This window comes from Sedimentibacter sp. zth1 (assembly GCF_017352195.1).
Classification (GTDB): domain Bacteria; phylum Bacillota; class Clostridia; order Tissierellales; family Sedimentibacteraceae; genus UBA1535.
In genome coordinates this window covers 256582-271228 of record NZ_CP071445.1, presented here as the reverse complement: position 1 = coordinate 271228, position 14647 = coordinate 256582, and the positions used below count along the sequence as shown (strand labels likewise).

Below are 14647 nucleotides of genomic sequence, written 5' to 3'. Positions count from 1 at the left end.
TATTTCATAACAATAGTGTGCTATATTATTTATTATATAGTTTATTTTTTTACATATGGCATTGGATCAACTACAGCTCCATTTTTTCTTACCTCAAAGTGTACATGTGGTCCTGTTGACTCTCCAGTTGAACCGCTAAGTGCAATAACCTGACCTTTTGTAACCTTTTGTCCAGCTTTAACTAGAAGCTTTGTGTTATGACCATAAACAGTAGAAATTTTACCACCATGGTCTATGATTACATAATTACCATATGAATAGTGCCAACCAGCAACCATTACCACTCCAGAGTTAGCAGCTACAACATTTGTCTTATAATAGCAAGCTATATCAATACCTCTATGAAAAGACCAATAGCCATATAAAGGGTGACGTCTTCCTCCAAAAGGTGATGTAATTCTATAATGACCAGGTACTGGCCAACTCATTTCACCACCAGCATACTCCATTTCAAGCTGAAGTTTCTGAATTTGTTTTTCAAACTTTGCATTTACCTGTTCAAGTCTTGCTTCTTGAGCTTCCATTTCCTTTATGTTACTCTCCAAACTAACCATATAACTTTCTTTTTTGTTTTGTGCTGAAGAAATTTCATTTCGCTTAGTCAACAGATTTTGTTTAATAGTTTCAATTTCTTTTCTTTCTTCCTCTTGTTGAAGCTTTAATGCGGTTACATTACTTTTTTGCACTTCAATGCTTTTTAGAAGCTCAACATCATCTTTTAGAATTAATTGTATCATATCAATTCTGGTAAGTGCTTCAGATAAGCTATCTGATTTTAATATAAGCTCTAAATATCCCGTACCGCCTTGCTTGTATGTAGCTCTAAGCCTCTTTTCCAATATTATGTTATTAGCATCTATCTCTTTGCCAAGCTGTATAACAGATGCTCCATTATCTTCTATTTTTTTACTTAAATCGTCTATTTCAAGCTGCAAGCCTTCAACCTCTAGATTTAGGCCGTCAATTTCTATATCTAATGACCTAATCTCTTTTAATGTCTCATTTTTTTCATTTTTAAGCTCTTTCTTTTGTTTCTCTAATTCTTGTTTCTTTTGGTTGTTTTCTCTTATTTGCTGTTCTAAGCTTGAAATACTTGCATTTGCATCTATTGGATTGAATAACAGTAATACAAATACAGAAATTAAAGCTAAAGAAACTGCTCTTTTAAATCTCATTTTCCACCTCTATGCATTTAAGAATTTTTTAAGTGATATCAAGCTGCCAAGTGTTCCTATGCCAGTTCCAATAGTCAAAAATATAATTACAATATCTTTTAAAATCATATTAAAGTTAATAATGTAATTTGAAAAACCTGATACTAATGCGAAATAGTTTGTCATATAGTCAGTAAAGTAATTGTAACTAAAAGCAATTATACCTATTGCAATTAAAGAACCTAGAATTCCTAATATTATACCCTCAATTAAGAATGGTCCTCTTACATACCCATTGGTAGCTCCTATATATTGCATTAGCTCAATTTCTTTTCTTCTAAATACAACCGTAATTTTGACTGTATTCGAAATAATAAATATACTAATCAAAATAAGTATTAAAGTAACAATAACACCTATTTTTTTAAGAATATTAGAAATAGATATTAAGCTTTTTACTGCTTCTTGATAATATCTTGTACTCTCAATACCTTCTAACTGCTTAACTTTTGAAATAACAGAATCAGAATATATTACATCCTTAACTTGAATGATATAAGAATTTGGCAAGGGATTTCTTCTCAAATCCTCTAAAAGGGATGCCTCATCTCCCCATTCACCCTTTAATTCTTCTAATGCTTCTTCCTTTGGCTTATATACTGTAGTTAGGACTCCATCTATTTTTTCTAGTTCTTCTCCAAGTTTTTTAATCTCATCTTCGGTAGATTCATCTTTAATATATACAACAATTTGGTCAAATTCCTCTTTTGTAACCATTGCAACATTATTAACATTTAATACAATCATAAGTATGTAGCCAAGTATTATCAAAACAGCTGTTACCGAACCTATTGATGCAATGCCCATAAGCTTGTTTCTCCATATACTTTGGAAGGTTTGTCTCATAATATATTTAAATTTTTTAGCCTTCATTTGCATACCCTCCTGATTTGATATCTCTTATTATTGCACCTTTCTTTAGCTCAACAACTCTCTTGTGAAGCCTATTGACAATATCTTTGTCATGTGTTGCCATTATAAGAGTCGTTCCTCTTCTATTTATTTCTGTAAATATCTTCATAATTTCCTGCGATGTTTCAGGGTCAAGATTTCCTGTAGGTTCATCTGCGATAATTATTTCTGGTCTGTTTACTACAGCTCTTGCAATTGCAACTCTTTGTTTTTCTCCACCTGACAATTCATCTGGATATGATTTGGATTTATCACTAAGTCCAACCATGCTTAAAACTGTTGGTATTTCTCTTCTAATTGTTTTATGGCTTGTACCTATTATCTCCATTGCAAATGCAACATTTTCATAAACTGTCATTTTGGGCAACAATCTGTAATCTTGAAAAACAAAACCTATGTTTCTTCTATACGTTGATATGTTTCTTCTTCTAATTTTCGTTATATCCTCATTTTTATATAATATAGTTCCCATTGTTGGATTTTCTTCCTTCAACAACAATTTAACTAATGTACTTTTTCCTGCTCCACTCTTTCCAACTAAAAAAACAAATTCACCTTGCTCAATTTTAAGATTTATCTTATTTATAGCAAGAAATTCTTTTTTAAATATCTTACTAACATCAATAAATTCAAACATTCCACACCTCATCTTATAATATTATATATTATTAATTTACCAACCACCAAAATTTTACTTAATATCATTTTTAAACTTATTATTAATACTTTTTCTACTTTTATATTTATTTTACCTTATTTTAATATTTTTTTCTACCTTATTATTAAAAAAAACGTAAAAATATATTAAAAAGTAATATTTTATATAATTACAAAAAAATAAAACTATATTAAAACAGCTATAGTTTTATTTTTCTGTAAGAATTAAGTACACTATTTTTTGTATTCCTTATCAAGTACAACTTTTGTTGGTAACTCTTCTAGTTCTGTCTTTACAATTGTATAAGGATATGTCAATATTTGAGCCTGGACTTCACCTGGTTTTGGGTCAGTAAACTCTGCAACAACTCTAACTGTCATCTCATTATCAACATTTTCTAAATATATTTTTTTAATTTCAACTTCATAACCTGCTGAAGCTTTTTCTCCCCTAGTTACTACAACATATATTTCATCATTTACTTTACATACTAAAGCTTTTTCCTTCATTCTATAGTTTGGAAGTATCTCAGCTATTTGTGCTGGAATATCTTCCTCTTCTACAGGTGTAAATTCGATAGATTTCGGTCTATCCTTTGAAAATATAAAGAAGTAAACGAGTGCTATCACTATAACAATTACTATAACTATCCCAATAGTTTTTTTCATAAATCCTCCCTCGAATATTTATTTGTAATGCTACTAACATTCTAGTAATATCTATATTCGATTTAAAGGTATTTATGTACAATTTTCAAAAATAAAAAACTCATATACAAAGTTTTTCAATTTGTATATGAGCTTTATACTTCTTATTACTTACATAACTTCTTAACTGCATTAACTATATCATTTTCTGTTAGACCATATTTTTCTAATAATTCATTTGGCTTTCCAGATTCACCAAAAGTATCTTTCACGCCTACTCTAATAACAGGAACTGGACACTCTTCTGAAATAGTTTCTAAAACAGCACTTCCTAGTCCACCTATAATACTATGTTCTTCACAAGTTACTATTTTTTTTGTTGCCTTTGCTGCATCGATTATTAATTGTGCATCTATAGGCTTAATTGTAGAAATATTAATTACTCTTGCATTGATACCTTCTAATTTTAATATTTCAGATGCTTTCAATGCTTTTTCAAGCAGTATACCTGTAGCAATGATACTTACATCATCACCTTTAACTAATTCAACACCTTTGCCAATTTGGAAATCATAGCTATCATCAAATATTTCTTCAACTGCAGCTCTACCAAGTCTTATATAAACAGGTCCTTGGTATTCGGCTGCAGCAATAACTGCTTTTTTAGCTTCAACTCCATCAGCAGGATTTAACACTACCATGTTTGGTATACTTCTCATTATACTTATATCCTCTAATGCTTGATGAGACGCGCCGTCTTCACCAACAGTAAGTCCTGCGTGTGTAGCCGCAATTTTAACATTTAATTTCGGATATGCAACAGTATTTCGAACTATTTCAAAAGCTCTACCAGCTGCAAACATTGCAAATGAGCTTGCAAAAGGTATTTTTCCACTTAATGATAATCCGGCTGCTGTACCAATTAAATTTTGTTCAGCAATACCTACATTTATAAATCTTTCAGGTGCTACCTTTTTAAATTCAGCTGTCTTAGTTGATTTTGAAAGGTCAGCATCTAATACTACTATATTAGGATTTTTTTCTGCCAATATTTTCAGAGCTTCACCATATGCTTGTCTAGTTGCTACTTTAGCCATTATTTAGTACCTCCTAATTCATTTAAAGCAATTTGTAATTCTTCATCACTAGGAGCCTTACCATGCCATCCTGGATTGTTTTCCATAAATGATACGCCTTTTCCTTTAACTGTTTGTGCAATTATCATTACAGGCTTATCAGTTATTTTTTTTCTTTCTTCAAAAGCATTTTCAATAGCTACAAAATCATGTCCATCTACTTTTATTACATGCCATCCAAAAGCTTCAAATTTTTTATCTAAAGGCTCTACAGTTACTACATCTTCATTTTTACCATCAATTTGTAGACCATTGTGGTCTAAAATAGCTGTAACATTGTTTAGTTTATTATGTCCAGCAAACATTGCTGCTTCCCAAACCATGCCTTCTTGTATCTCTCCATCACCTAATAATACAAATACTCTGTTAGGCTTTTTGTCCATTTTAAATCCCATTGCCATACCATTTCCAATTGACAATCCTTGACCTAATGAACCTGTTGAAACTTCAACTCCACTAACTTTTCTCATATCAGGGTGACCTTGCATCTTAGAATTAATTCTTCTAAGTGTTTTTAAAGATTCTTTATCTATAAACCCTTTTTCAGCTAACGTCGAATACAATACAGGTGCTGCATGACCCTTTGATAGTATAAATCTATCTCTGTTTTCATCATCAGGTGTATTGATATTCATTTCTTTAAAGTATAGATATGTTACAATTTCAACAGCTGATAATGAACCACCTGGATGTCCACTTGATGCATCATGTACCATTTGAACTATACTTCTTCTAATACTAGTAGCTATGTTTTCTAATTGTGTATAACTCATAATTTCCTCCAAAATAGTATTTATTTAATTAAATTTATTTTCCCAGTCAGATAAAAATTGTTGAATTCCCTTGTCAGTTAAAGGATGCATTAACATTTGATTTAATATTTTAAATGGTACTGTTGCTATATGACAGCCAACTTCAGCTGCACGTGTTACATGTATAGGGTTTCTGATACTAGCAGCAATGATTTGAGTATTAATAGCATTATAGTTTTCAAATATACTTACTATTTCTTCAATTAATTTAATACCATCAAATCCTATATCATCTAAACGTCCTGCAAATGGACTAACATAAGTTGCTCCAGCTTTAGCTGCAAGTAAAGCTTGTGCTGCTGAAAATATAAGAGTAACATTTGTTTTAATATTTTTAGCTGAAAGAATTTTTACTGCTTTAAGTCCTTCATCTGTCATAGGTATTTTTACAATAACATTTTTATGAAGCGCTGCTAATACTAACGCTTCTTCTACCATTTTGTCTGATTCAGTAGCTATTACCTCAGCACTAATTGGTCCATCTACTATTGATGCTATTTCCTTTATTGTTTCGTGAAAATTTCTTCCCTCTTTTGCAATTAGCGTAGGATTTGTAGTTACTCCACATATTATACCCATATCATTTGCTTTTATAATATCTTCTATATTTGCTGTATCAATAAATAGTTTCATAAAGTCCTCCAATATAATTTATAATTAATTTATTTTGATTCTTTTACAACATTTTTGCCGCCAAACATAACCGCTAACATAAATTTAGGTAAAAGTATCTGTCTTTTAATCCTAGATGGATCTTTCATTAATCTATAAAACCATTCCAAACCAAGCTTAATGAAAATATCAGGTGCTCTTTTAACATTTCCTGCTATACCATCAATAGTACCACCATTACCTATAAAAACTTTGCAATCTATTTTATCTTTATTTGTCTCAATCCATTGCTCTTGCTTTTTAGCTCCGAATCCAACAAATAATATATCTGGCGATTTAGAATTTATATCTTGTATTACTTTTTTTTCCTCTTCGTGGCCTGGCATACCTAAGTGTGTTCCTTTAAAGTATCCATCATTTGTACCAGCCACATTAACATTCGGGTACTTTTCATTTATCTTTTGAGCAGCCTTTTGTGCTACACCTGGTTTACCACCAACTATATATAATTTTAATTTTTTCTTATTTGCTAATTTTATAAGGTTAAAAGATAAATCATATCCTGCCACTTTTTCTTTTAGAGGCATTTTTTTTATTTTAGAAGCATATATAAGTCCTATACCATCAGGTATATTTATATCAGAATTATTTAGTAAATTTCTAAACTCATCATCATCTTTTGCAATCATTATAATTTCAGAATTCGGTGTATATATGATAAATTTCTCGTTATTGTCAATCGTATCATCACACATTTTTACTGCTTCTTCCATATTGATATTATTTATTCTAGTACCCATAATATTAATTTTATCCATCTCATCACCACTAAATATCTTCTATTATTTTAACATTTACATCCAATGTTTTTCTTAATTCGTTAACACTTTTTTCAAGCTTTAATTGTTCTTCGTCTTTATTGTTAATTTTATTGATAATTTCACCATACAATGCATCGCTATCAATTGAGTTTACATGATTCATATCAGTAAATGATTCTAAATCCAAGCATTTTAAGAACTCATCAATCTTTGGATCGTATGATAATGCAATAAATGGTACAAATGCTGATGCCGCTAATATCAAAGCATGCAATCTTACTCCAACAAGTACATCCATGTTTTTAATTATATCTAATACATTTTTTGTGGATAATCTATTTTTAATAAATATTGCCTTTTCTCCTAATATTTCTTCTAACTCCTCTAAAAGCTTAGAGTCTATATTATGATGAAAACATATAAAAGTACATTCGATATCATTTTTATATAATCTTTCAACTACATTGCAAACATCATTTTTTAAATCTAGGTCTTTCCAGTTTCTAAGTGAAAAACAAACCTTTTTCTTACCACTTGTTTTAAAAATTTTACTTTCAGAGCATAAATCAATAACTGGGTCTGCCGAAAACTTTATTCTTTCTTTTTTAACATTCATGCTTTCCAATATCTCTATAGATTTATAATCACGAACTGTAATTATATCTGCCTTTTTTAACACTCTTCCAACATTTTTGAAATTAGACTCATGAATAGGTCCAATTCCCTGACTTAACAATATAACTTTTTTTCTTAGCATTTTAGCTAAAACAATCAATGATAAGTAATAATAGATACTTCTTTTGCTAGTTACATCTTGCAGCAAACTGCCGCCACCAAAAACTAGAACATCTGATTTCAATAAATTTGAAAACACACTAGCAATATCATATCTACCAATTGCATTTACGTTATATTTATCTTTTGTTTCTGTTGCATTTCCAGATAAAACGGTAACTTTATCAATGTTTTTGCTATTCTTAAATAATTCTAAAAACATTTCAAGTATTGCTTCATCCCCTAAGTTTCCAAAACCATAATATCCTGCTAACAGTATATTTTTCAATTTAATCGCTCCTGTACCTTTGTATAAATTTTATAAATACCATTTAATATAATTATTGCAATACAGCCAATAATTATACCAAAACCTATTGAAATAAATGTTCTATCAATAGAAAGATATAAAGGCGTTCTAATGTGGCAGAATGTATTAATTATTGAAGATGTTCCAATAACTGCTAAAAGCATACTTACTTCAGTCAAAAACGGAATTTTCTTGTTCGCTGCAAATACTGCAGCAAATAAAGCGGGAAATGCTATTAAAAATTCCTTGGTTCTAGGTCTTGCTATAAGCACATTCTCTAAAAAGTTTCTTATAATTAACTCAAGTTCAGATGGTTGCACATTAGTTTCATGACCTGTTCTAGCAATGTATACATAACCAATAACCATCAATATTCCAGCCAATATGATATAATAGACTTTTATATTAGCATCTAATAACTTTTTAATTGGACTTAGTGTTTTTCTTAAGTTATTATTTTTAGAATTATTATTGATAAATTGTATAATTAAAATCAATAAGAATATCAATATTGGCATCAATTGAGCCGCTTTTACACCTCTAAATATATCTAGCTCTAACATATATTTTACATCTGCTAAAATTGAAACTATAAATATTGCACCAAATAAACTTAATAAACTTGTCACAACTAAAATAATAGTAGACTTTAGTATAACCTGTAAAGTGCCTAAGTTTTTATTACTTGTTTTAATTTTTTTAATCATTGACATAAAATAGTATATTGCAAGCCCTGAAAATGCAATAGCTGCCAATAAAGCAAATAAAGTTGATGATAAATTTCTTGAAACAAAAGGTGCAAAGAAAGAACATAATGCTAGTAAATATAATATTTTGCCAAATAAATTTTTGATTTTAAAAACACTATTAAACAAGAACACACTTGCTAAAGCAACACCGACACACAATATTCCAAGTCTTAAATTACCAACGTGGAAATCAGTTATAGGGTTAGCTTTACCAAAAGACATGTCATGAGCATCTAATCTATCTGATAATGAATTAAATGTTCTTTCGTACTCATCAACATCAGTTAAATACTTATTACTACCTTCAAAGAACGGTTTAAACAATATAAATCTAATATTTCTTTCTGTCACAGCTCTGTAAAGAGAATTTTCTATTTCTTCTGCTCCATTATACCCATAGACTTGATATTTTTGTCTTATCCAGTCCCACATAGTAAATGCTCTAACAGTTTCATAATTAGTATCTTCAACTAACTCATTCAACCCTTTTTGCTTTAAGTTTTCTCTTTGAGTTCCAGTTTCAACTAAAACAGAGCTAATATTGTTTTCTTTAACAAATTCTTTAAATTCATCAGTGTTTTCAGGATATCCCAAAATTTCTTTACCATAAGCTAAGTATACTCTTGGGATAATTCCGTATTTTTCATTTTCCGATTGATAAGCCTCTACTAGATTTCCAGTAAATCTCGGATAATTTATCGGTCTTAAAATAACATCTAAGTTACTATCTTTTGCTAAATTAATTTTTTCTTCTGAATATCCAATACCTATATTTAAAAGTCTTGAATCTACAACTTTTTTAATACTTGCAACAGATTTACCAAAAACATTGTATATAGTTGCAGATGAACTATAATATACATCATCAACAATTCCTTTAAGAACAATAAATTTAACACCATTATCTTCATAAACATCATAAATTTCCGATGTATATCTCAACTTCAATCCCTTTACAATATAATCGAAAACTTCTTTATCTTTTGTAGTAACAATAACATCATTAGCAGATAATTTATTATTTTCTATATCATGAACTAGTCTAGTTGGCATATCAGCTTCCCAATTCAAATCTTTTGACAATTCACTCACAAAATATGTTTTAATTTTTTTTCCATCTTTTATAAGTGAGTTAATTGTTTCCTCTTGAATAACAACTGACTCTGTCCCTAATTCACTAAATTTGTCTAACCAAAACTTTATGTCTGAATCAGTTTGATTTGCAAACTTCTCCGTTTCTTCAAAATCCATAGAAATTTCAACAGTTTTATAATTGCTTTCAAAAGAAATTCTTTGAAAAGCTGTATAAAAACCTACTACCAAGCTAAGAACTATCAATATGATAGCAACTTTATTAAAATTATTGTAATTAAATATTTTCTTCATAATATCTCCTTAGTACCGATGTTTAAAAAATGTCAATTGTTATTTGTTAATTTTTCTAAAATAATCCTTATTAATTATTATGTCTGAAACCTTTAAGTCAATTAACTTTTTACGAATATCATTAATATATTCGTCTTTATTTAACTCTTTTCCTGTTTCCATATCATAAACAGTAGATGTTTCGTTCAAATACATATATTTATCAGTCATAACTGAGCTATATCTCAATACTGCGTATCCCTCTCCATTTGGTAGGTTTAACATATCCTTACCTAAAGCATAAGGCATATCTATACCTAAAAGATTGCTTACTGTTGGCAATATATCAATTTGACCTCCAATATTAGATATTCTTTGGTTTATATCACTATCTGGAACATGAATAAATACAGGTATTTGCTGAATTTTCTTCCAATTATAATCGTTATACTCTATATCTAAGAATTTAGTTAAATCACTAGCTTGATCTTCAAATATAGCTGAATGGTCTCCGTAAATTACAATGACAGAATTGTCATATAATCCTTTTTCCTTTAACATATCAAATAATTTTTCTAGTGCATAATCATCATATCTTGCACCCTTTAGATAATTTCCTACCTGTTTGCCTTGATATTCTCCAACATCTAAGTTATCCATACCAATAAAAGCATCATAAGGATGATGGCTACTTAGTGTTACATTAAAAGAGTAAAACTTGTCATCTATATTAATTTTATTTAGTGTTTGTCTAAAAAACGATTCATCACTTACAGCCCAACCAATTATTTCATCTAAATCATATGAATATAAATGGTAGAACGTTTCGAATCCAACATTGCTATAGAATTTTTGTCTGTTCCAAAATGATGGTTTATAAGCATGTGCTGCATATGTTTTGTAACCATTTTTTATCATGGCTTTTGGTAAAGAATTATATAAATTATTTGGATATCTAAAGTATACAGCACCCGAACCAACTGGATATAAGGAGTTATTTACCAAAAACTCTGCATCTGCTGTGTTACCACCTGCAACCTGATGGTAAATATTATCCATATATATAGTATCCTTATCGTTTATCATAGCATTTAAAAATGGAGTAATTTCTTGGTCATTGATTGTTTTTTCAATAACAAAATTCTGCAATGCCTCAACTTGAACAATTATCAAATTTCTATCTTTTGCTATACCATTGTACAACGGATTTTTAATTTTTTCATTGTTTTTATTTTTAAAATAACTTGTGACTGTTTCTTTTTCTTCATCAGTCACAGCCTTCTTTCTTTGTATCTCATCATCCATAAATGTTTTAAAATCATAGTAATGATAATATAATATACTTAAATCCTTTGCTGCATAGTTTCTATCATACGCATGCAATGAAACATTAACATTTTTATAAATATTATTAAACATAAGTGATGCAGCGGCAAAAATAATAATAGATGCTACAAAGGCATATCTTCTTTTTATAACTTTTACAGGATAATTTTTCTTGAATTTTCTTTTTGTTAATGCAAAAATTATATATACAGGTAAATCTATAAAAAATATAATATCTTTAATTTTAAATAAGCTTCCTGTGCTACCTCCAATATCACTAATTAGTTTTAGTTGATATAGAAGTGATACACTTAAAGGTAATTGATAATATCTAAAATACAACGTATCTGCTAAAAACAACACACTTAGTATAATATTAACTACAAATAATGCACCATTTCTTTTCTTCTTAAATATCAAGAAAAACAAAGAAAAAATTATAAGTACAATACACATCGCTGCGCGTATAGCATTTACATTTATATCGTGGTAATAAGAACTATTAATACTTAAGCCTGTAGTAAATTGCAAATAAAATACCTTTACACAAATTGAAATTATAAAGTAAATATAATATAGAATATCTATAATAATAGAATTATTATTAATCATAAACTGTTTAAATTTTTTCATATCCCGCTCCAATCATTCGAATTCATCTTTTTTTGTAAATATATCTAAATATACACAGTATACATTACCATACGAACATTAAAAAATCAATAAATTTATTTGTTGAATTATTATTGATTTTAATAAATCTAATGATTTAATCAATTAAAAAAACTTTTGTTTTATTTAATTTTTATAAATACCTCAGCTAATTAATTTATATATATATATATTATGGGCATGGATAGATTTTTGTTTTTTAGTAACCTTAACACTTATATTTTTATACTATTATATCATTACTCTGCTAAACAATATATACATATCTTTATTACTTTTGCATTTAGCATATTCTATCTTCCCTAATATTCTACATTTTTTGTTTTATTACATCTAGATATATAAAACTGAATATTATTAACTAAAAATTTTTTTGCATATATCAGTTATATTGACATTTATATTATATAATGTTATATTATTTTAGTTAGAGAGTACTAACCCAATGATTCTAGCAATAATATTTACATATTTAAAGAAGGTGTGAAGGTATAAATTATGAAGAATGAAAATGATAATAAAAATGAAATAACTAAAGATAAAAAAATTAGAAATCTTAATTTTCTTCCAATAATAATTTTAGCTTTTGTTATTTCTACTATTAAAATAATATCATTGTATGGTGGAACATCAATAATTTTAAGTCAATTATCAAGTATTTTATTTTATATGTTTAAATTGCTTTTATTAATAGCATTTTTCATTTATTTAAAAAATATAATACTATTTGGTGATGAAGATGACAAAAATGATGAATATAGTAAAAATAAAATTAATGTAGATAGCAAAGATCAAAAAAAATACTATGAGACTATAAAAACTAAAGATACACATGACAATATGAGTAAAGAACAAGCAAAGAAAAATAATTGTAGTATATTCGAAGAAGAAAATTTTAATGAAACAGATAAAACTAACAATATTATAACTAAGTTTATCGATAGAATTACAAGATTAAAAACCGAAGCTACTAAACAAGAGAAAGATATTTTTGCAGATGAAAAAATAGAAGAAAAAACCAAAACAATTGATACTAAAACCGAAAACGACGCTAAAGATGTAGCTACAAATTTGCACAATATACAATATGAAAAAGATGATACGCAACAAAATATTGATACAGACAAGAAATCAAAAGCAGAAAATATTATTGTAATAGCATATTTGTTAATATTATTTTTTGTTAGTTTGAATTTTATAAAAAATTTTTATATAGATTATCCGTTAAAATGGAGCATAAGTTACTTTACATACTCATACACACATGTTTCTATTATACTAATTTCTTCTTGTGCATTGCTAGTAATTAGAAAAATTTTTATTCAGAAAAAAGATGAGCAAGCACATACATTTATTTCAAATATATTGCTTATTTCCGGAGTAATGTGTTTAATTACAGCAGTCACAATATCATTAAATATTATGTTGAAAATTAGTTTTATAAAAGCATTACCCTATATTTTTACAATTATAGCAACATATTTGACACTTTCTTTCACTGTATCACTTGTTTTATCAGTAATAAAGAAAAATGTATTGGTAGAATTTAATTATAATATTTTACCATTCTTACATAGACATGATATTAACTTGCAAACAAATAATTCAAAAACTCAAGAAAATATCTTTGATGTTATACAAAGCTACACTAGTATATCACTAAAATCACTTTGGAGCTTAAAGTACATAGCAAAAACAATTCCAGTATTTGCAATAGGCATATGCATAACTATTTTATTAGCCACATCATTGTTTATCGTAAAACCATATCAAAATGCTATAGTATATAGATTTGGACAAATTTCACAAGATTCTGTTGTAAACGAGGGTTTACATTTTAAATTTCCTTGGCCCATAGAAAAAGTGGAAATTTACGATGTGAAACGAATTAAAAACATGCAAATTGGATATGAATCCTCAGAATCAACAGATTTTCTATGGACACAGCAACATGACGGAGGAGAATATAGTTTGCTTTTGGGAAACGGAAATGAGTTAATATCCATCAATGTTAAATTAATGTACTATATAGATGATTTATACACATATTTAACAAATTTTTCAAAACCTGAAGAAATGTTAAACGCAAAAGCATATGAAATATTAATGAATAGAACTATTAATACTACTTTAGATACATTTTTAACTATAGATAGAAGTAATTTATCAATGTCTCTACAGAAAGAATTGTCTGAATTTAGTAAAGAAAGCAAACTTGGTTTAAAAGTTAATGAAGTAATAATAGAAAGTATACATCCACCAGTTCAAATTGCTGATGTATACCAAAAAGTTGTCAATGCAAGTATTGATAAACAAGCAATTATAACAAAAGCAGAAACTGAAGCAGAAAAAATAATAATAGAGGCTAAACAAGCTAGTGAAACATCAATTATTAACGCACAAAAAAAACAAAAAGAAAGAGTAACAGAAGCCTCAACAGAAATGGCTGTGTACTATGCAGCATTAGAAGCGTACAAAATTAATCCTTCTAGCTTTAGGCTAAACAAATATCTAAATACTTATGAGAAAATTATTAAGAATAAAAAAGTATATGTGTTTTCTCCCAATATAGGAGATGATTTGTCCAGATATATATATGGTTCACAAAATCCAATTATACTTAATGAATAACATGTAAA

Annotated in this window: 12 protein-coding genes; 1 reads left to right on the top strand and 11 read right to left on the bottom strand. The window is 28.1% G+C overall.

The genetic code is table 11. The features are described 5' to 3' along the window. Window positions 1-41: 41 nt before the first annotated feature. From JYG23_RS01320 to JYG23_RS01270, 11 genes are all read right to left on the bottom strand, one after another. Window positions 42-1175 (bottom strand): murein hydrolase activator EnvC, encoded by a 1134-nt coding sequence (locus JYG23_RS01320; RefSeq protein WP_207236663.1) that lies wholly within the window; start codon window positions 1173-1175, stop codon window positions 42-44. A gap of 9 nt (window positions 1176-1184) precedes the next feature. Beyond that, on the bottom strand, window positions 1185-2087 hold the full coding sequence (gene ftsX / locus JYG23_RS01315; RefSeq protein WP_207236662.1) for a permease-like cell division protein FtsX: 903 nt from the start codon (window positions 2085-2087) through the stop codon (window positions 1185-1187). Continuing rightward, entirely contained in the window at window positions 2077-2763 is a 687-nt protein-coding gene (ftsE, locus tag JYG23_RS01310; RefSeq protein ID WP_207236661.1) for a cell division ATP-binding protein FtsE, read from the bottom strand. Before ftsE ends, ftsX begins: the two co-directional genes overlap by 11 nt. Before the next feature lie 254 nt (window positions 2764-3017). Next, complete coding sequence (locus tag JYG23_RS01305; protein WP_207236660.1) at window positions 3018-3452, bottom strand: protease complex subunit PrcB family protein; 435 nt, start codon at window positions 3450-3452, stop codon at window positions 3018-3020. A 146-nt stretch (window positions 3453-3598) separates the two neighbouring features. Next, entirely contained in the window at window positions 3599-4528 is a 930-nt protein-coding gene (locus JYG23_RS01300) for a transketolase family protein (protein ID WP_371818619.1), read from the bottom strand. After that, the gene (locus JYG23_RS01295; protein WP_207236659.1) at window positions 4528-5340 is read right to left on the bottom strand and encodes a transketolase; all 813 of its coding nucleotides are present in this window, start codon (window positions 5338-5340) and stop codon (window positions 4528-4530) included. The genes JYG23_RS01300 and JYG23_RS01295 overlap by 1 nt, the downstream gene beginning before the upstream one ends. A 24-nt stretch (window positions 5341-5364) precedes the next feature. Beyond that, window positions 5365-6012 carry a fructose-6-phosphate aldolase gene (gene fsa, locus JYG23_RS01290; protein ID WP_207236658.1) on the bottom strand — a complete coding sequence of 216 codons (648 nt, stop codon included), beginning with the start codon at window positions 6010-6012 and terminating at the stop codon, window positions 5365-5367. 29 nt (window positions 6013-6041) lie between these two features. After that, window positions 6042-6809: a WecB/TagA/CpsF family glycosyltransferase gene (locus JYG23_RS01285; protein WP_207236657.1), complete on the bottom strand. Its 768-nt coding sequence runs from the start codon at window positions 6807-6809 to the stop codon at window positions 6042-6044. A gap of 10 nt (window positions 6810-6819) precedes the next feature. Continuing rightward, complete coding sequence (gene csaB / locus JYG23_RS01280; protein WP_207236656.1) at window positions 6820-7875, bottom strand: polysaccharide pyruvyl transferase CsaB; 1056 nt, start codon at window positions 7873-7875, stop codon at window positions 6820-6822. Next, complete coding sequence (locus tag JYG23_RS01275; protein ID WP_207236655.1) at window positions 7872-10031, bottom strand: DUF5693 family protein; 2160 nt, start codon at window positions 10029-10031, stop codon at window positions 7872-7874. Before JYG23_RS01275 ends, csaB begins: the two co-directional genes overlap by 4 nt. A 39-nt stretch (window positions 10032-10070) precedes the next feature. Next, window positions 10071-11969, bottom strand: a complete 1899-nt coding sequence (locus JYG23_RS01270; RefSeq protein WP_207236654.1) for an LTA synthase family protein — start codon at window positions 11967-11969, stop codon at window positions 10071-10073. Window positions 11970-12506: 537 nt separating this feature from the next. On the opposite strand from JYG23_RS01270, the gene hflK reads away from it, so the two are divergent. After that, entirely contained in the window at window positions 12507-14639 is a 2133-nt protein-coding gene (hflK, locus tag JYG23_RS01265) for a protease modulator HflK (protein WP_207236653.1), read from the top strand. Window positions 14640-14647: the final 8 nt, after the last annotated feature.